The following is a 17,920-nucleotide window of genomic DNA, read 5'->3' as shown; positions in this document are numbered from 1 at the left end:
CGATTTCATCCAGCACGTTTGTAACTTTTGAACAGAGGGCATATAATGAGTAGGTGCGGAATATGATGCTGTAAGACTCTTTTGATGGAGTAGTGAAGGAGATAAAGCCATTAAGCGTAGGGGCTTAACAGCTTTACCTTTCAAGGCATTAACCGCCGCAGCTTGCGCAAGCGCCGCAACTGACACACGAACATGAGCCACAGCAGGATGTGCTTCCCGATGAACTGGATCCGCTTGTGGCTCCTGTTTCTGATAACAGCATGGATTCTGATACTTCCATTACTTCGATTGATTCGATTTCTTCAAGTAAATTATCCAAAGACACATTACTCATGATTAGTCCTCTTTCCCTCAATAAATTTTTTCAATCTTCCCATTAACCGCAGCTCGTGCATCCGCCGCAGCTGACACATGAACAAGATCCACAGCAAGATGTGCTTCCAGATGAACTTGAACCACTTGTTGCACCAGTTTCTGATAGCATCATAGATTCTGAAACTTCCATCACTTCAATCGCTTCGATTTCTTCCAGCAATCCAGTGACACCTTCCAAAGTCATATCAGACATTAGCCTCAATCCTCCCTTCTTGAGTAATCCCCCAAAGAATAACACGAATATTCTAAAAACGGTTAATTATGTTTGTAATATTTTTACCCTAATATTACAAAAGTGTTAATGTAATATTTCTTAATGATGTCAAATACATTACAAACTATAGTTATTCTTACTATTAACATTTCATCCTTAATATGGAAAAACTCCCGTAATTCAGGACAGGTAAAGTTTGGTATGTGTTTTCCTTGTGATAAACAAATCCCTTATTATGGATAATATGCCTGTAGGAATATGCCTAAAAGAATACCGGTTAATAAAACTTTAATATTGTGATACTCGATTCCAAAGGGGGGAAATAGTAGGATGCAATCTCTTTTTGTCAGCTCTTTCCTCCTAAAGTGCAATTCAGTGCTCCCATCATTTTTACCAGTGAGGGATATATAGGCCCAATAACCTGGTACTACACTTTTCTTCATCACGATAAGGCTCCCCCAAAATGGGAAATCCGCTTAGATCAGTATCTTCTGCCGGTGCACCAGAGGACGACAATATGCCCGAGTTTTATACAAAAAAAGACAGTCTCGTTGATTGATCTATCTTCTTTTAGCTTTTGACAGCCCTTCACTCTCCCCCTGCAGGTAAGTTACTTCCTGCCCAGTAGTATTTTTACTGTTCCTTTTGAATCTTGTCTCTTCCGTCCTTTCACTTTAATACTCTATTTCATCCCAAGGAATGGAAAAAAAAAGATGATTATCCCGCTTCGCATTGAGCAGGCAATCATCTTTTTTATCTTTATTCAGCTTTCTACATATTCCACATCACCTGTCACGGCAACATCTGAAGGCACCCGCAAGTAAATGATCTCCATATTATGATAGGCACTCATTTCTCTTCCGAACATACTGTATCCTTCTGTAAATTGATAGAATGGATAAGGATAAGCCGTCTTGGCCATTTTGATCTCCACTGGTGCCGGAGGACTAATTTGCAGGTTCCCATCGACGATCCGGATATCCGGGGAAGAGATTTCATCAGTAACATCGATATTTTCAAGAAAAGCTTTACTCGTATAATGGGCGGCTTCTACGACGCCATCCTCTGTATCCTTTCTCTCTACAAGCACGGATATATAATAGTCCGCATTATTAAATGGGACCTCCAATTCATTCCCCTTTATTGGAAACTCCCATTCTTTTTTCAGCAGGGCGCCTTCTGTTTCGTCAATCTTACCTGCCCGAACGAGCCTGAAGAATTCATCGCTGCGATGCTGGTCTTGTTTCACTTGTTCGTTTGTCACTGCCTCTCCTCCATATGGGATGCTGTTCGGCAGCATGTAGGAAATGACGGCCGCAATGAATAAAATCGCTGTGTATCCGCCGAATACCCAATTCCCCTTCTTTCCCCTGAAGAATTTTGTTCCCAAAGCCTTCAATCCAAAGAAAACCAAGGCAATGATCCCCACAAAAAACAGAAGCGAAATAATGCTGGCTAGAAACATCTTACTTCACCTCCAATTTCATTGAAGTGACTGCTGCGGCCGCCAATGATATCCCTGATACCAGGGTGACCTTCAATACAAAGAGCAGAAACGAATCTTCCATCCCAAAGAAACTGAAAACATCGGGGATCAATGATGGATTTCGGGTTAGCAGCGTTTCTAGAAATACACTGCCGATGGTCACAGCCGGCAGAATTACGATGAACAGCTTGCTTACCTGCACTAAGTTACCCGCAAGATAACCCAATGAAGCGAGCAAGAAGATATATAAGGTCATGGCAATGATGCCGGTTAAACCAGACAGCAGTGTGGGTGTCTGTTCCGTGAGATTCACGTTATCCTGCATAAAATAAATGATCAGGATGACCACCCGATTGGCCAGCAATACAGTGATGCCCGCTATGAAACTGGCTGCGAATAAAAATAAGATAGTGGAAAAATGGCTGGTGAGCCGATCTGTGACGAAGGAATAATCATCAAAACGGTATGCCTTCGTCGTGACCAGTATGGCCGAGATGAATGCCCATATCATGACAAAGGCAAATATGATATTCCCGTTATAATAGTTCAGTCTGTAATCAAAAAAATTGGATCCTCCCCCACTAGAACCGTCACCGTTCAAAGACAGGAGAATACCGATGATCTGCAGGACAAGCAGTGAGGTAAACATTCCCTTGAACGAATTCATTTTAAATCGGAACTGTTTTTTCACAAGATCCCACCTGTTAGGCTCGGTTAAATACATCATCAATTCCCCCTTTGGTCCTGCTGGTGAGCAGTGTACAGATTTCATCAGGACTGACTGGCGAAAACTCCAATCCGGACTGCCGCGCAACTTCTATCTCACGGACAGGAAAGTCATGCCGCACCACGGCATATGTCCCGGCGATCTCCTGATTCGATTCATGAAGGACCTCTTTATCTTTCAGCCATTCCCGCATGGCGGGTTCTTTTCCTTTGACCCCGATTGCATATTCCCTCATCTCTTCGACCGGCATATGAAGGAATTTCTCTCCATCTTTTATCAGTAAAATGTCTTCCAGGATGTCCTCGATCTCGTTCAATAAGTGACTTGATAAAATAATGGTCCGCGGGTACGCGAGATAGTCCTTGAGAAGAGCACGGTAGAAATCCTTCCGCACACCGGCATCCATCCCTGTCGTCGGTTCATCAAAAATCGTAAGCGGTGTCCGCGCCGCCAGTCCAAGGATCATATTGAACGTGCTTTTCATCCCTTTCGAAAGTCCGTTGTGATACTGATAAGGCTGAAAGGAAAAATAATCAAACAGACGCCTGGCCAGTTCCCTGTCCCAGTTTGGATAAAATTCTTCTGCTGTCTGGAGGATTTCTTCCAGGTTCATAGTCGGCGGCAGATTCATTTCATCATCAATGAAGATCATGTTTGCCGATACTTTTAGATTATTGAACGGCCTTTCTTCGAAAACAAGGATTTCTCCCGATGACTCTTTGATAAAGCCGGCAATGATTTTTAACAAAGTTGTTTTGCCGGCACCGTTGCGGCCGATCAACCCTGTGATCTTCTCTTTCTGAAGGATAAAAGAAATCTCTTTCAATGCCGTTTTTCTGCCGTACTTCTTTTGCAGCCCCTTGCATTCCACTACATTCATTTCCCATCCCCCTTTAGGTTGTTTTTAGCGCTCCTGATCATGTCGATCAGTTCACTTTCATCGACCTGCAGATGCTCTGACTCTTTGACCAGTTCCTCCACCAGTTTCGTTAACGTTTGCGTTTTTCGTTTTGAGAGGATGATGTTTTTCGCTTCTGCTGATACAAACATGCCCAGCCCCCGCTTTTTGTAAAGAATATGTTCGTCTGCCAGAAGGTTCAGCCCCTTGGCAGCTGTTGCCGGATTGATGTTGAGCATCTCGGCCAGCTGATATTGAGAATAGACCTTCGCATCGGTTTCTATACTGCCGCCGAGGATTTCCGTTTCCAGCCACTCGGCAATCTGGATGTATATCGGTTTGATGCTATCCGAATTCAGAATCAAACCAGCACCTCCTCATTTTCGGTAGGTTCATTAGTGCATTACTGATGTAATGTACTATATGTCATTTGGAGCAATTTGGCAAGGGGTATTTTGGAAATAGTTTGTCGGTTTTGGAGGCGTGGCGGATTGGAAGAAACTTTGGTTTTGGAAGCGGGGCTTGACTGGAGGACTTAATGGCCTATTTGCATGCTCCTGCCTAGTTTCCTGCTCCGGTTGGGGTGTGGGGTATCGGCGGTTGCGTGTCGAATATCTCGGCTGGAGTTTCCTGCTCCGGCTGGGGTGTGGCTTATCGGCGGTTGCGTGTCGAATTTCGACGTGTTTGTGTCGGATTCCGCTCATTCCTTGTCGAATATCAACCAAGTTTTGTCGGATATCAGCCAAGCTGTGTCGATTATCGGCAAAGGCGGATTGGTACAGGGCCATCCGCGGCAAGTGCGCTGGACACAGGGCTTTTCCACAGCCAGGTTTCCTGCTCCGGCTGGGGTGTGGCTTATCGGCGGTTGCGTGTCATATTTCGACGTGTTTGTGTCGGATTCCGCTCATTTCTTGTCGAATATCAACCAAGTTTTGTCGGATATCGGCAAAGCTGTGTCGATTATCGGCAGAGGCAGATTGGTACAGGGCCATCCGCGGCAAGTGCGGCTGGACACAAGGGCTTTTTCCAGCGGGGTTTCCGGCTCCGGCTGGGGTGTGACTTATCGGCGGTTGCGTGTCGAATTTCGACGTATTTGTGTCGGATTCCGCTCATTTCTTATCGAATATCAACCAAGTTTTGTCGGATATCGGCCAAGCTGAGTCGATTATCGGCAGAGGCAGATTGGTACAGGGCCATCCGCGGCAAGTGCGGCTGGACAAGGGCTTTTCCACAGCCGGGGTTTCCTGCTCCGGCTGGGGTGTGGCTGATCGGCGGTTGCGTGTCGAATTTCGACGTGTTTGTGTCGGATTCCGCTCATTTCTTGTCGAATATCAACCAAGTTTTGTCGGAAATCAGCCAAGCTGTGTCGATTATCGGCAGAGGCAGATTGGTACAGGGCCATCCGCGGCAAGTGCGGCTGGACACAGGGCTTTTCCGCAGCCGGGGTTTCCTGCTCCGGCTGGGGTGTGGCTTACCGGCGGTTGCGTGTCGAATTTCGACGTGTTTGTGTCGGATTCCGCTCATTTCTTGTCGAATATCAACCAAGTTTTGTCGGATATCAGCCAAGCTGTGCCGATTATCGGCAGAGGCAGATTGGTACAGGGCCATCCGCGGCAAGTGCAGCTGGACACAGGGCTTTTCCACAGCCGGGGTTTCCTGCTCCGGCTGGGGTGTGGCTTATCGGCGGTTGCGTGTCGATTATCTCGGCCGGGGTTTCCTGCTCCGGCTGGGGTGTGGCTTACCGGCGGTTGCGTGTCGAATTTCGACGTGTTTGTGTCGGATTCCGCTCATTTCTTGTCGAATATCAACCAAGTTTTGTCGGATATCAGCCAAGCTGTGCCGATTATCGGCAAAAAGCAGCAGCAAGGATTACTGAACGCCCTCATCACAAGGACGAACTCCTATTTCGGCTGCAGGTATCGGCGATTCTACCCATTTATCGACCAAACGACAAATTTCGTCACCCACACACCTACGCTCCCCACCACAAGCCATCTACAACCAAAAAAGCACCGAATCCCCGCAGGGTCCGGTGCCTCTTCCAAGATATGTATTTTATAACGCAGGGCGCTCGATGTCTTCTGTCCCGTCACTGTCTTCCAGTGCAAATATCGCCTGGTACAGATGCTCGGAAAAAGTGTCTCCGTCCTCCAATGCCGGTGATGCTTCAAGGGCCGTAATGATGCTGCGGAAGTTATCGATCAGGTGATCAGTGGACATTCCGCGGCTGACAAGGACGCTGTTCAGCCAGAGCGCATAGTCGATAAAGACCTTTGATGAACCGAGTCCGGCTGACGTCTCGAGATATTGAAAATGATAGACATTGTCTTCGTAGCATTTTTCGCGGCCGCGCTCTCCGAATTTTTCATCCAGTTCAGGGTACTTCACATAGATTTCTTTTACAGAGCGATGGATGACCGTTTCGTATTTCTTCCCGATATCGATCATACGGCCACAACCTTGAACTTATGAATGGAGGGGACGATGGATGCAAGCTCCTGATCCGGGTATTTCTTTTCAAGTTCATGGATGCGCTTGTAATCTTCGCTTTGGATCCATGTCATGAACTGTTCCTTGGAATCCCACTCCATATGGACGGTGATTTCGCCGGGCTTCTTTTCGTTCTGCAGCAGCAGGAAGCGCTGAAAGCCGTCTGCATTATCTACTAAACGGGAACGAGAATGATAGATTGATATCACTTCATCCGCCTTTTCATTCGGCACGACAAACGTCGAGTGTACGATATACATGTTTCCCTCATCCCTTTCACTGAATCTTCACCTATCATTAACCTTATCATATAGAGACAAAAGCTGGAAACATCCGTAATCCTTTAGCGCTTTAAAGCAGCCGGGGACTGTCCCCGGCTGCTTTAAAGCGCTAAAGGACCTGCCTATGCATAAAATGGACGAGCCCGATTCAGGCTCGTCCATTTTAGTTCTCTGGTTCGATGGCTTACTCGTCGGCTTCATCCTGATAATGCTCGTTAAGATAAGAGTTTTCGGGTGCCGCAAAGTTTGTTGACTGCAAGCTTTCCTGTTTGTCCAATCCAAATAATTCGTCCCGCGTCTGCGGCTGATTCGGATCAACTGGCTCTTTTTGTTTCACGATTCTTCATCCTCTCTTTTATTAGTGTGGACCAAACGCTGAATTCTATCTCTACTCTATTGCATGCAACATCTCAAGCTGAAGACTCTGAAGATCGAGTGCTCCTGCTTTGAATGATATGTTCCCATTATTTCTGTTTTCTAAACTCTGTTGGGCAGTTTGCCTGTTGAGAGTCATTTCCAGAGAAAAACCCTCTTTTAATCGAGGGCTCCTCTCACCTTTATTTATCTCCTTCATCATTCCGGATATCCGGCTTCACTGGACTCAGTTCCTCGGAAGCTTCTGTCTGAAACTGAAGATTTCCCTTTGATCTGGTTTCCTCTTCTTTTCCAAAAACATTTTTGACCAGGTACTTATGATAAAAGTACTCAAAGACTGCCACTCCTGCAGCAGCGATAAGTGCCGGAATCAAGACATTATCAACAGGGGTCATATTCGCTGCCATGGCCCATATCAGCAGAAAGGCAAGACCAAAGTCGGCAAAGGAAGCCGTTATGTTAGTTGCCCTTGGCAGCAGGAATAGATCTCCCGCAGCAAAGGCGATGATCCCAAGTACCAGGGAAATCACAAAGACATCACCTAAGGTTATTCCATAGATGCCTCCAAGAATAATGGCTAGTAATGCGAAACAGGCAATGAATTTAATAAGAAAGGCCTTTAAATGTCTCATGCTTTCACTCCTTTTGGCCTTATTTTTCCTAAAGCAGCCGAAGCTATGCACATGTTTTGGGTCATTGTCCATATCCAAACAGAACCGTTTCCATATACTGCTAAAAAACCAAAGGAGTGACCTCATGCGCGTTTTTTTCTATCCGCCTTTTATTCCTCCTTATATCCCGCCGCCTGTATATAAGTATTATTTTTTACAAAAGTTCAATAATGTTGAGATGATGAAGCATCACCCCTACTTTCAAACATCTGCCGATTCCTATGTGCTTGGCGGTTATTCCTCTCAGGGTACCCTGACTCCGACTGGGCCTACATCGCCGGCGAATGTACGCCTGCGTTGAATGGAGCAGCCAAAAGGTCCCTTAGCCTTTACCAAGCTTTCTAATTTTCGTATTCATTGTTGCTTTCGGAAAAATTCCAAGAGCCGGATTTTTCTCCTGTATTCCAGGGATTTCCCCTCGAAAAAAGGTGAGCAGCTCTTTCTTTCCTGCTTAGGGATTATCCATTCATATTGACTAGCAACAAAGGAAAAGAGCCTTAAATATGACCTATGAATTGGCATAGGTCATTTTTGTCCTTGAAAATAAACGGTCAAACTGAGTCTCTGTCCCTTTGCCATTCACCGTGAAAATTTTATATTCCTACAAAAAGGCCGATTCCCTCCGCAAGGGGCACCGGCCTTTTCGAATTGAAATCTTTTGCTAATCATGTAAAAGTTCTCGACGAATGTTAAAAGGCGGTTGACTATTCAGTTGAACTGTAATACATTATTATAAAGTCGAACTATATAGTTTAACTGAATAGAGGGTGAGAGTATGAAACACAAATTACTGCCGTTGTCTGAAACCATGCATTATATTTTATTAGCTCTGCGTGAACCGCTCCACGGTTATGCCGCAATGCAGAAAATAGAAAAAATAAGTAATGGGACCGTCATTTTAGCAGCTGGAACATTATACGGTGCAATTGAAAACTTGAATAAACATGGGTGGATTGAACCTGTCGGCAGTTCCGGCCGCAGAAAGATTTATTTGATAACTGCAGAAGGAAGCGCCGTCTTGAAAAAGGAACAAGAACGGCTGATGCACATTTTATCCTTGTATGAAGGAAGTGAATCAAATGAAGAGGTTTAACGTATTCTTCAATATTGCAAAAGAAGAGCAATGGCTGAACGCGCAATTACAAAAAGGCTATCGCTGTACAAATATTAGCGGGTTGGGAATATACACTTTTGAAAAAACCGACAAGGAATATGTTATGCGGCTTGATTATCAAGATCATTTACCGAAGAAAAAGCTCATGGAATACAAAGGGATATATGAGGATTTCGGATGGAACTATATAAACGGTTCCTCCCTTAGTGGAATACGATATTGGCAAAAAGAACAAGATGATCAAAATGAAATCTTCTCGGACCGCCAATCAAAAAGGAATTATTATGAAAGAGTAAGGGGTTATTCATTCTGGCTGGGTTCGCTGTGTCTGGCTTATTCTTTCATGCTCTACAGCGATTCGGAATTATATCATGAGGGTCTTTGGAGTCTGAATGGCGGGCTATTTTGGAAAGCATTTTTATTCGAAACTCCATTTGTCCTATTGAAGCTGTTTCCCGCACTTATGGTGATCTTTTTTGGAGTAAGTTACTATAAAGCTTATCAAAAGTGTTCAATGTTAAAAGAATAATCATGCAAGCTGTTGCGAAACAATGGCCTGCCGGTAATCCCGAAACTAGAAGACCCGTCAATATTGACGAGTCTTTTTGCTTGTAATGGCGGCCAATCAAGACCGTAACTCCTTAAAAATAAGGGGGGGAATAGCATTAAAACGCACTAAATCCTTAATGAACATTCAATCCCTTACGTCCCAGCTTTCATAGTGCTTCGTATTCCAGTCCAGAGATCCTCTTTTCAGCCAGTCCAAAGCTTTCATCACCAATGGGGAGGCATTGTCCACATGGGCCTCTTCAGGAGATATCCATAAGGCTCCCAGGGAATCCTGGCCGGCAAACGGCAATGGCTCCACCAATTCGCCGCCGATTCTTTTCACTGAATAGAAGACGGCAATGTGATGCACATGGCTGAACTCTTTCCAAACACACGGAAAGATAAAATCAGCAGTGCCTAACTGATCGGCAACCTCCACTGTTAACCCTGTCTCTTCAGTAAACTCCCTCTTCAATGCTTGAATCCAGCCTTCCGATTCCTCCAAGCTGCCTCCCGGAAGATCGAACCGGTTGATATATGGCCCTCTGCTTTTGTTGATGACCAGCAGCTTGCCCTCTTCATAACAAATGCCGTAAACCCCAAATGCACGATGTGTTTTCATTCCATCCTCCACAATTAAATACGTCTATAGTACCTCAGGGAAATGTAGTCCTCCCCTTCTTCATTACCATGCCCCGCCTGCTCGTGGCTGTAAAGGAATCCTTTCGCCACGTAAAACGGGATGCCCTTGTCATTTCCTTTTTGGACCGATACCCATTGTTCCTTTGCCTAAAATACAGCTTTCTGCTGCTCCGTAATGGCATCCAATAATTGGGTGCCGATCCCTTCATTCCGTCTGAGTAGGTCCATGTAAAGCACAAACAGCTCCCCGATTGTATCACCGGTCATTCCACCGCCGCCGGCACCGACCACAAGATCGTCATCCACTGCCGCAAAATAACCGCCCCACTGCCTGTCTGAGCGGCTGACTTCTTCATGAATTCTCTCATGGTTGTAAAACTCTTCTATTACCCGCTCGATATATTCTTCTGTATGTGTTTCAGCATATGTAGCGCGGCAGCCGTCTGAACACACCTTTGCAATGCCTTCGACGTGGCTCCGGTTTGCTTTTACAATTTTAATCATTTGCCGCTTTCCACTTTTATTGAAACTTTAACTTTAATCCCTCATGTGTTGCTTGTAAGCCTAACTTTTCATAAAAACGCAAAGCATCGGGTCTCTGTTTGTCCGTCGTCAGCTGGACCAGATGGCAGCCGCGGTCCTTTGCACGTTTGATCGCATATTTGATCATCTCGGTACCGGCTCCCTGTCCCCTTACAGTGGAAGCGGTCCGCACTCCTTCAATCGTGGCCCGCCATCCCCCTTGGTGAGTGAGATAGGGAGTGAATGTGACCTGCTGGACGCCGACAACTTCCTCATCGAGACATGCGACAATCAATTCATTATTGGGATCCGCTTCAATGGCCCGGAAGGCTTTCAGGTAACTCTCCGGAAGCGGCTTTACATAGCGCTCCCTTTTGCTTCCGAGCACATCATCCGCAAGCATTTTCACAATACTATCCAAGTCTCGTTCTGCTGCCTCTCTGAATGTCAGTTTCATTCGATCGCCCTCCCTGTCTTTATTTTAGCGAAAGGTTGAGCAGGAGGTAATGACCGTTTTGTTATGACTGGGGATTAGTAACCATTATGCCTTCTGGAACTCGTCTTTCAGGATGCTCATTCTCAGCCTGTCCACATACCCATCCTCACGCAAGCGGTCCTGGCGCAGGATGCCTTCTTCCACAAACCCCATTCTTCGGTACGATTTAATCGCCTTTTCATTATCGACCTCCACCCTGAGCCAGATTTTATTTAGGTTCAGCTTTGTAAAGCCGGATTCCAGCATCGCTTTCATCGCAGCGAGTCCGTATCCTTTCCCCCAGAACCTTTTATTCCCAATCGCGATTCCGAGTTCTCCGTGCTTATTCAGCTTGTCAATATTCTTCAAATCAACCCAGCCGATATGGACGCCGTCCCCTGTTTCAATCGCCATCTGTTCATACCCGTTGCTGCGGCTGATGCACATCTCAATCCACTGCCGGGTTTCCTCCCTGCTGAAAGGCGGATATTTAGTGGGCATATTCAAATGCCTCGTGACATCGACATCCAGGCACCACTGATAGCGATCCTCCACATCAGCCGGCGTCAATTCCCTCAAACTTACTTTTGGCAGGGTGCTTGGGTTTATGACGTGCGACCTTTTCACGATTGGTGTTTTCTCTTTTTCAATCATCGAGACGCCCGAATTCCTTTAATGTTTTTAAAAACTCTACAGTCAGATGACCCTGCCAATCCTTTTCTGCCTGTGCCCACTCTTCTTCATAGTTCCCGAACCATGACCAGTTTGGGGAAGCATATCCCGCTTCACGCAGTTTTTCCATCTCATAATGGAGGTTCTCTTTTACTTCCTCTTTAAGCAAAGGGAAAAATGGAGAGGCTGGTGAATCGGCTGCCTGCAGAGGTTTCATACCGTAGCCACCCCAATCATTCCGGTTCAACTTCGTGATCTTCCGGACCGACTTCTTCAGCTTTTCTTCAATTTCTTCTTTGAATGGAGAATGGACCGTTTCCATCAGGCGTTTGTAGCACAGAAAATCATGCATCTCCATTTCTTCCGGAAGGGCTTCCAATTCCTCTTTGGCTTTCTGCGTCACCTTCTCAACCAATTCATTGGGGACATATCCTTCATACTCATGAAGGCAGCCTGTGATTTCAGCATTCGGATTGGCCCAGGTTCCATGGACTCCGCAGTGGCCTTTCTCATGGTCAAACGTCCACCATGGAGCATGCGGATAATGGTTGACTTTTTCTCCTACTAAATGCCATCCCGTGATGGTTTCATCATATTCCTTGATCAGGTACTCCAATGCCTTCTGTACGATGCGGTGGCTTCCCGCCAATTTCAGCTCTCTTGCATATTGAAGGCCGACAGTAGTGGCAATGGGAGAGGAATGCGGCATACGGATATCCGATTCAATCCCGTGTCCGAAACCTCCATCCTCATTTTGGAACATCGCCAATTCTTCAGCCGCCTCTTCCTGGCTGCCATTTTCAAAAAGATACGCAAACACCTTCACATCCAATGCCCTTGCGTTTTCCTTGATGAAATTCCTCACCCGGTTATAATCAACAGTTGATAGTTCGTTCACTTTGTTATTCCTCCTCATTAATGAAAATCCAGCGCCTGATACCAAAACGGTCATTGGTTCCTGGCACCGATTTGGTTATAAAATGATAGATATCTTTATATTCGGGTTTCGGCACCCAATTGCCTTTTTTTCATAGGCTCTTTTCGTAAACTTTGTTGCTATTTGATAATAATTCCGAAAGATAGTGGAGTAATGAACCGGAAAAAAACCTGTTTAACAAGCGAGAAAAGAGCTTCCCTCTTCGTTCGGAGTGGAAAACTTAGTATGCAGGGGGAAAATCCGGCTTTTGGGATTTTTCCGAAAGCAACAATATATGCGAAAACAGCCTTTTCATAAAAATTAATTCATTGAAACGTTTGGCCGTGAACGGATGTCAATGATTGTATAAAAAGGGTGACCCCCTAATGCTGCAGCTTGCGAAAGTAAAAAAGCCAGAAGGGGCAGCGACAGCCGTTTCAGGACCTGGTCGAAGCTGAATAGGACAAACTATACCGAAGTGAAACCACTACGTTTGAAAAACCCTACGTGCCGTTTCGGGCCAGGATCTCGCTGAATTTTGTATCTCATTGGACCATTTAACCCGTTATTGGGCCAGGTTCCCTCAAAATTACGTATCTCATTGGACCATTTAACCCGTTATTGGGCCAGGTTCCCTCAAAATCACATATCTCATTGGACCATTTAGCCCTTTATTGGGCCAGGTTCCCTCAAAATTACGTATCTCATTGGACCTTTTAACCCTTTATTTGGCCAGGATCTCTCAATATCCCGTATCTCATTGGACCATTTAGACCCTTATTGGGCCAGGTTCTCTCAATATCCCGTATCTCATTGGACCATTTAGACCCTTATTGAGCCAAGCCCCCACAAAATCCCTTACCTCATTGGCCCATTCATCCTCTTTTTTTAAAACTGCACAAAAAAAGACTCATCAATTGATGAGCCTTATTGAGTCAACTACCCTTCTCCAAGAAACAAAGCAGCTTATTTTGAATTGGTGAACCTTACAGTGCACCTCTTGATCAGCGGGCCTTTTCAGTTTGTTCTGTTGTAAACACATTCACGTCTTTTTCACCAAGCACAATCCTCTTCTCGAGACGCATGCCGATGTTTCTCGCAACTTTTTCAGAGGCAGTGTTTTCGGGCTGAATCAGTGAGATGAATCTGTTCCGTCCAAGCGTATTACGGCCATGATCCAGAAGGGCTGCCGCAGCTTCTGTTGCATATCCGCCTCCCCAATGACTCCTGGCAATCCAGTACCCGATTTCAAGTTCGTTAACTCCATCAATTTTCTGGGGAACCAGGCCGGCATGCCCGACAGGACCATTATCTTCTTTTCTCACGAGCACCTGCAGTCCCAAATTATCGCCTGCTTCATACGTTTTATAGATCCAGGATAGGAAGTCCCGGCTCTCTTTTTCATCTCTGACCTTGCCGGTACCAATGAACTTCACCATCTCCGGATCGGCCAGCAGCGACATGAGAAACTCAAAATCCGCCTCTTTATAGGGACGGAAGAAAAGTCGTTCAGACTGGATGGACATCGAGTCTCCCTCCTTCCTCCTCTTAATCAAACGTTTGATTAATAGTCGTTTTTCCTGCTCTCCTTGATTTCATTCAAAAGAGAGATGATCTGATTGTTTTGCTTGATCATCATCTCGTTTTGTTTTCTGAACTTCGTAAAATCGAATAGAAACACAATCATGATGATGGCTATGAATATGCCCATGCTGCCGCCTCCAATCATTTTCTCTGCTAATCTGTGATGGTTTGGAGCTCCTTGAATTCGTCCTTATACTCACTGCCGTTGATGATGTCGCGCGGCTGGAGGCTGGTCCACTCTTCAATTGGTATATCAGGATTATTTCGCAGGTAGCTCTGTGTAATGTCATAACCCAATTTGTCCACGGCGGAATACCTCTTCTGGAACTTCCTTCGAATTCCCAGTGATGATCCAGGTCATTCCCACTTTCTTTCAATTCTTCAAATACCTTCTCCTTCAAACGGTCTGATAAAGGTTCTGTCCAGGATACCTGGGTTTCTGGATAGACCTGATGGGCGAACGCATCCGCCTTCCCATCCACGACAAACGCTTCCATTAATGTGTCATACCTATCAGCCATATACTCCGTTTGCACAGTATTGTGATATAACTTGGCCACCGTATATTGGAGGACATCCTCATCGAAGGAGGGATCAACCAGAAGAAGGATCGCATTCTCGCTCAGTGCATATCCTGCAACTCCATCCATTGTCTCGATAACCATGACATCCAAGGGGTTCAGAGGCATGGTTATAATCGTCTTATCCGCTCCCGGCAGCTGCCCGGCTGAAGTTTCGAGTGCCTCCTCTACCAATTGTGCAATGTGCGCTTCTTTTACCATAAGCTCTTTTGTATTCACTTCCAGCTTCTGCGGATTGGTATTAGGGAAGAGCAGGGATTCCAGCTCGTAATAGGTTTGTGCACCGGCATCAGCTATTCTTTGATATAGCGGGACTATTACCTTTTCGCTGTAAACTTCTTTAATCACCGCAGAGCTGTCCTCTTTCACTGTTTTAGCAAAATCCAGCACCTCATTATGATGGAAAGCGATATGAAAAGACTGTCCGTCTACAGAAAACGTACTTGTATTTTCATCAGAAAGAGCACTCGAGACGGTTTGAACTTGTACCTTGTCCTTTTCCGGGACAACCTTTTTCGTCTCCGCTGTTTTACCTTCATTGCCTGTACAACCTGCATTCAAGAGACATAACGCTCCACATACTAATAGAATGATTCCTCGCTTCACTGCGGCCTGACCTCCATTAAGAATTTTCTCTTTAATAAAGGCTGTTTTCGCATATATTGTTGCTTCCGGGAAAATCCATAAAGCCGGATTTTCCCCCTGCATACTACGTTTTTCGCTCTGAACGAAGAGAGAAGCCCTTCTTTTGCTAAACAGGGGTTTTTCCGGTTCATTCCTCCACTATCTTTCGGAATTATTATCAAATAGCAACAAAGTGTACGAAAAGAGCCTTGATAAAACAACGAGGCAGAAGCCCTGAAGGTTTCAAAATCCGGGTGAAATTTATCCGGATGCCTTGATTTTTCTCACACTCATCCAAATGCTGATGGCAACCAAGCCCCAGACAATGGGATGTTCAATGGCGATCCCCACCTTGGAGACACCGCCTGCCAGATCAAAAATGAGCACAAGCAAAAACAGAAAGAGCGTCGTCACGAGTGAAAAGATACCGGTTCTCTTGGCTGACTCATCCCGTTTGGGAATGTATGACAGCAGGATGCTGGCCACAATTGCTGTGAACAGGGTGACAATCACCCACTGAGGTGTACCGTGAGCGAAAAAGTCGATGTATAAAAGAGCGGCAAAACAAAGCAGATAGACCAGCTCCACTATCGTTCCCGCTTTCTTTTTCACCTTTTCTGCCTCCACCTTTTTCTCACTTCCTCCACTACTGCCCCGGGACGATCCCAATGAAGCAGGTGAGTGGCTTCCGGAATCATTTTAACTTCCGCTCCTGTATTCTGCTGAAAACGGGCTGCTTGTTTCTTTCTGTCTTCTTCCAGATTTTCAGGCAGGGTCGCTCTCAATAAGAGAATATTCTTTGGCATGTCCGCAAAGACATCTTCAATATCATCCATGTGCATCGCCCGGATGATGTTTGCGCCAGTGACACCCCGCGCATGCCAATAATATCGGCCGTTTTTTGCCCAGGCCAGGTCCTCCGCCGCTTTTTCCTTCAACGGTGACCATGTCAGCGTTTCACTTTTCACGAGGTCCCGGAACTCCTCCCAATTGGGCCAGGTCTGTTCGAAATCCTCTTTATAATAGGCCATTTCTTCTTCCGCTGATTTGCCGGAATGTCTTTTGCTCTGATAACCACCATCTAGTAAAATGGAACCTTTCACCCTATGACTGTAGTGCTTCAGGTAAAACAGGTGGACGAAGCTGCCCCAGGAATGGGATAAAAAATAGAATTCCTCGATTTCAAGAAGGTTGAGGATGTCATCGATCCATTCAGCCATCTTCGGCATCTCGTACTTCTCCGGATTTTCAAAAGCCGGCGTCTTGCCATGTCCCGGCGCATCCACCGATATGATCCGGTATTCATGTTGCAGCTCCTCGGCAGCGTCGATAAAGCTGAGGCTCGTGCTCCCCAGACCGTGGAGGCAGAAGATGACCGGATCGGTCTTCCTGCCCCATTCTGTGATATGGACGGGCATGGTTTTGTTTTCTATGTAATATCGTTTCAACATCTTTTCTCCTTTCGCGGGACGGTGCAAGGTACATTCCTCCGCTTTTGTCCCAATTCCCCCACCCATATCATTATTTTAGTAGTCTCTGAAAATCAAATCGCTGGATACGGGCTTGCGGCCAAGTTCCCTGGCCCAGATGGAGAGCTGGCCGATATGGTGGATCTCATGCGCTATCAAGTGTTTGATGATTTTTTCATAGGTGAATACAATGTCGCTGCCGTCCCTGCGTTTTTTGGTCAGGGTTTTACTGGCTGTCTTCTCGTTCCAGGATTGAAGGAATTGTTCTGCTGCCGGTCTAGTCACATTCGTGAATTCAACTGCCTCTTCTAAAGAAGTTACCCCTTCCTTCATGATGAACGGCGTCCCCTGCATCTGGTTGATCCAAATTTGTTCACCGTTTGCCACATGAAAAAGTGTAGCCAGGATGCTGCCCATTCCCCCGGTCCTCTCTTTCGCCAGCTCCTCCTGCGGCAGCTCCCTGCACCACTCAAACCAGTCCTCCCTCACTTGCCAATTATATCTGAACATATCGAGCATCTTCGTTCCCCCTTTGGTTCGGGGCGTGCCAGTCACACCCCGGTTTTTGTCGAATACCCTTATTGGACACGATTCCGAAAACCAATCCTATTCGCACACTGTTTCCTTCCCGGGATTTCGCAGGAATTCAAACAGCAGCCGGATTTGTGACTCTGTATTGCGGTCAACCGATAAATCCGGGAGCGCATCTTCCTCGAAAAAGCCAATTTCGCTCGTTTCCAATCCCGCTGCCGGGTTCCCACCGATGATTTCACACTGGATGAAGATTTTATAATAATGAAATGGCTGCGGCGGGTGGGGATACTTGTGGTAATCGAGCAGCGCCAGCAGTTTTTTATGCCTGACCTCATATCCTGACTCTTCCCTGATTTCTTTTATCACGTTTTCTGAAGGTGACAGCCCGACATCGCAGAACCCTCCAGGAAGCGACCATTTATCATTGGTTTTTTCTTTTACCAAAAGAATCTTGCCCTCTTCAAAAACGGCTCCCCTTACGTCCGCTTTCGGCGTTTGGTAGCCTTTTTCCTGAGCAAACAATCCTTTCATTTGCTCTTTTTCAACGCCGGTATACTCTGACATGATCTCTGCACTCAAATCCATCAATTCCTCATACCGTTCGATGTCATATACATCCTTTGAAAAGGCAAGGCCTGACTGTGATATTGATTGGATCTTTTGCGCCCACTTCACCCATTTTTGATTCATGTCCCCTTCTCCCTTCATGCCATAAAAAAAC

The 17,920-nt window shown here is 45.9% G+C and carries 25 protein-coding genes; 4 read left to right on the top strand and 21 right to left on the bottom strand.

Annotation, left to right across the window (positions count from 1 at the left end):
* Positions 1–148: 148 nt before the first annotated feature.
* The 6 genes from AC4E8A_RS02265 to AC4E8A_RS02240 all read right to left on the bottom strand — a co-directional run bounded on the left by AC4E8A_RS02265 (position 149) and on the right by AC4E8A_RS02240 (position 4,065).
* Positions 149–334: a thiazolylpeptide-type bacteriocin gene (locus AC4E8A_RS02265; protein WP_113929034.1), complete on the bottom strand. Its 186-nt coding sequence runs from the start codon at positions 332–334 to the stop codon at positions 149–151.
* Positions 335–376: 42 nt separating this feature from the next.
* Positions 377–568, bottom strand: coding sequence for a thiazolylpeptide-type bacteriocin (locus AC4E8A_RS02260; RefSeq protein WP_490196560.1), 192 nt, complete (start codon positions 566–568; stop codon positions 377–379).
* 784 nt (positions 569–1,352) lie between these two features.
* Positions 1,353–2,054 (bottom strand): hypothetical protein, encoded by a 702-nt coding sequence (locus tag AC4E8A_RS02255; protein ID WP_490196559.1) that lies wholly within the window; start codon positions 2,052–2,054, stop codon positions 1,353–1,355.
* A gap of 1 nt (position 2,055) precedes the next feature.
* A complete protein-coding gene (locus AC4E8A_RS02250; protein ID WP_490196557.1) occupies positions 2,056–2,802 on the bottom strand; it encodes a hypothetical protein in 747 nt (248 codons plus the stop codon).
* Positions 2,780–3,682 carry an ABC transporter ATP-binding protein gene (locus AC4E8A_RS02245; RefSeq protein WP_490196556.1) on the bottom strand — a complete coding sequence of 301 codons (903 nt, stop codon included), beginning with the start codon at positions 3,680–3,682 and terminating at the stop codon, positions 2,780–2,782. Before AC4E8A_RS02245 ends, AC4E8A_RS02250 begins: the two co-directional genes overlap by 23 nt.
* Positions 3,679–4,065, bottom strand: a complete 387-nt coding sequence (locus tag AC4E8A_RS02240) for a GntR family transcriptional regulator (RefSeq protein ID WP_490196555.1) — start codon at positions 4,063–4,065, stop codon at positions 3,679–3,681. Before AC4E8A_RS02240 ends, AC4E8A_RS02245 begins: the two co-directional genes overlap by 4 nt.
* A gap of 709 nt (positions 4,066–4,774) precedes the next feature.
* Here AC4E8A_RS02240 and AC4E8A_RS02235 point away from each other — a divergent pair.
* The gene (locus tag AC4E8A_RS02235; protein ID WP_490196554.1) at positions 4,775–5,761 is read left to right on the top strand and encodes a hypothetical protein; all 987 of its coding nucleotides are present in this window, start codon (positions 4,775–4,777) and stop codon (positions 5,759–5,761) included.
* Here the strand turns inward: AC4E8A_RS02235 and AC4E8A_RS02230 are convergent.
* The 4 genes from AC4E8A_RS02230 to AC4E8A_RS02215 form a co-directional block, all read right to left on the bottom strand.
* On the bottom strand, positions 5,756–6,148 hold the full coding sequence (locus tag AC4E8A_RS02230; RefSeq protein ID WP_490196552.1) for a hypothetical protein: 393 nt from the start codon (positions 6,146–6,148) through the stop codon (positions 5,756–5,758). The two genes, AC4E8A_RS02235 and AC4E8A_RS02230, sit on opposite strands and share 6 nt — an antisense overlap.
* Complete coding sequence (locus AC4E8A_RS02225; RefSeq protein ID WP_490196551.1) at positions 6,145–6,450, bottom strand: antibiotic biosynthesis monooxygenase family protein; 306 nt, start codon at positions 6,448–6,450, stop codon at positions 6,145–6,147. The genes AC4E8A_RS02230 and AC4E8A_RS02225 overlap by 4 nt, the downstream gene beginning before the upstream one ends.
* A 205-nt stretch (positions 6,451–6,655) precedes the next feature.
* Positions 6,656–6,808, bottom strand: coding sequence for a hypothetical protein (locus tag AC4E8A_RS02220; RefSeq protein WP_490196549.1), 153 nt, complete (start codon positions 6,806–6,808; stop codon positions 6,656–6,658).
* A gap of 220 nt (positions 6,809–7,028) precedes the next feature.
* Entirely contained in the window at positions 7,029–7,478 is a 450-nt protein-coding gene (locus AC4E8A_RS02215; RefSeq protein ID WP_490196548.1) for a YndM family protein, read from the bottom strand.
* A gap of 124 nt (positions 7,479–7,602) precedes the next feature.
* On the opposite strand from AC4E8A_RS02215, the gene AC4E8A_RS02210 reads away from it, so the two are divergent.
* From AC4E8A_RS02210 to AC4E8A_RS02200, 3 genes are all read left to right on the top strand, one after another.
* Complete coding sequence (locus AC4E8A_RS02210) at positions 7,603–7,818, top strand: hypothetical protein (RefSeq protein ID WP_490196547.1); 216 nt, start codon at positions 7,603–7,605, stop codon at positions 7,816–7,818.
* Positions 7,819–8,292: 474 nt separating this feature from the next.
* On the top strand, positions 8,293–8,610 hold the full coding sequence (locus AC4E8A_RS02205; RefSeq protein WP_490196546.1) for a PadR family transcriptional regulator: 318 nt from the start codon (positions 8,293–8,295) through the stop codon (positions 8,608–8,610).
* Entirely contained in the window at positions 8,597–9,160 is a 564-nt protein-coding gene (locus AC4E8A_RS02200) for a DUF2812 domain-containing protein (protein WP_490196545.1), read from the top strand. Before AC4E8A_RS02205 ends, AC4E8A_RS02200 begins: the two co-directional genes overlap by 14 nt.
* 165 nt (positions 9,161–9,325) lie before the next feature.
* Here the strand turns inward: AC4E8A_RS02200 and AC4E8A_RS02195 are convergent, their stop codons facing one another.
* From AC4E8A_RS02195 to AC4E8A_RS02145, 11 genes are all read right to left on the bottom strand, one after another.
* Positions 9,326–9,814: an NUDIX hydrolase gene (locus tag AC4E8A_RS02195; RefSeq protein ID WP_490196544.1), complete on the bottom strand. Its 489-nt coding sequence runs from the start codon at positions 9,812–9,814 to the stop codon at positions 9,326–9,328.
* Between the two features lie 155 nt (positions 9,815–9,969).
* Complete coding sequence (locus AC4E8A_RS02190) at positions 9,970–10,326, bottom strand: GNAT family N-acetyltransferase (RefSeq protein WP_490196542.1); 357 nt, start codon at positions 10,324–10,326, stop codon at positions 9,970–9,972.
* A 16-nt stretch (positions 10,327–10,342) separates the two neighbouring features.
* On the bottom strand, positions 10,343–10,801 hold the full coding sequence (locus AC4E8A_RS02185) for a GNAT family N-acetyltransferase (protein ID WP_490196541.1): 459 nt from the start codon (positions 10,799–10,801) through the stop codon (positions 10,343–10,345).
* An 84-nt stretch (positions 10,802–10,885) separates the two neighbouring features.
* Positions 10,886–11,473, bottom strand: a complete 588-nt coding sequence (locus AC4E8A_RS02180) for a GNAT family N-acetyltransferase (RefSeq protein ID WP_490196540.1) — start codon at positions 11,471–11,473, stop codon at positions 10,886–10,888.
* Complete coding sequence (locus AC4E8A_RS02175; RefSeq protein WP_490196538.1) at positions 11,466–12,389, bottom strand: hypothetical protein; 924 nt, start codon at positions 12,387–12,389, stop codon at positions 11,466–11,468. The genes AC4E8A_RS02180 and AC4E8A_RS02175 overlap by 8 nt, the downstream gene beginning before the upstream one ends.
* A 1,022-nt stretch (positions 12,390–13,411) precedes the next feature.
* Positions 13,412–13,933, bottom strand: coding sequence for a GNAT family N-acetyltransferase (locus AC4E8A_RS02170; protein ID WP_490196537.1), 522 nt, complete (start codon positions 13,931–13,933; stop codon positions 13,412–13,414).
* Positions 13,934–14,002: 69 nt separating this feature from the next.
* Positions 14,003–15,178, bottom strand: a complete 1,176-nt coding sequence (locus AC4E8A_RS02165; RefSeq protein WP_490196536.1) for a DUF2268 domain-containing putative Zn-dependent protease — start codon at positions 15,176–15,178, stop codon at positions 14,003–14,005.
* Between the two features lie 279 nt (positions 15,179–15,457).
* Entirely contained in the window at positions 15,458–15,808 is a 351-nt protein-coding gene (locus AC4E8A_RS02160; protein WP_490196535.1) for a hypothetical protein, read from the bottom strand.
* Complete coding sequence (locus AC4E8A_RS02155) at positions 15,805–16,644, bottom strand: alpha/beta fold hydrolase (RefSeq protein WP_490198751.1); 840 nt, start codon at positions 16,642–16,644, stop codon at positions 15,805–15,807. The genes AC4E8A_RS02160 and AC4E8A_RS02155 overlap by 4 nt, the downstream gene beginning before the upstream one ends.
* A gap of 78 nt (positions 16,645–16,722) precedes the next feature.
* Entirely contained in the window at positions 16,723–17,184 is a 462-nt protein-coding gene (locus AC4E8A_RS02150; RefSeq protein ID WP_490196534.1) for a DinB family protein, read from the bottom strand.
* Positions 17,185–17,271: 87 nt separating this feature from the next.
* The gene (locus AC4E8A_RS02145; RefSeq protein ID WP_490196533.1) at positions 17,272–17,889 is read right to left on the bottom strand and encodes an NUDIX hydrolase; all 618 of its coding nucleotides are present in this window, start codon (positions 17,887–17,889) and stop codon (positions 17,272–17,274) included.
* Between the last annotated feature and the right edge of the window lie 31 nt (positions 17,890–17,920).

This window comes from Bacillus sp. SRL337, assembly GCF_984799155.1.
The sequence above is the reverse complement of the archived record's forward strand: the minus strand, read 5'-3'. Positions and strand labels throughout refer to the sequence as shown.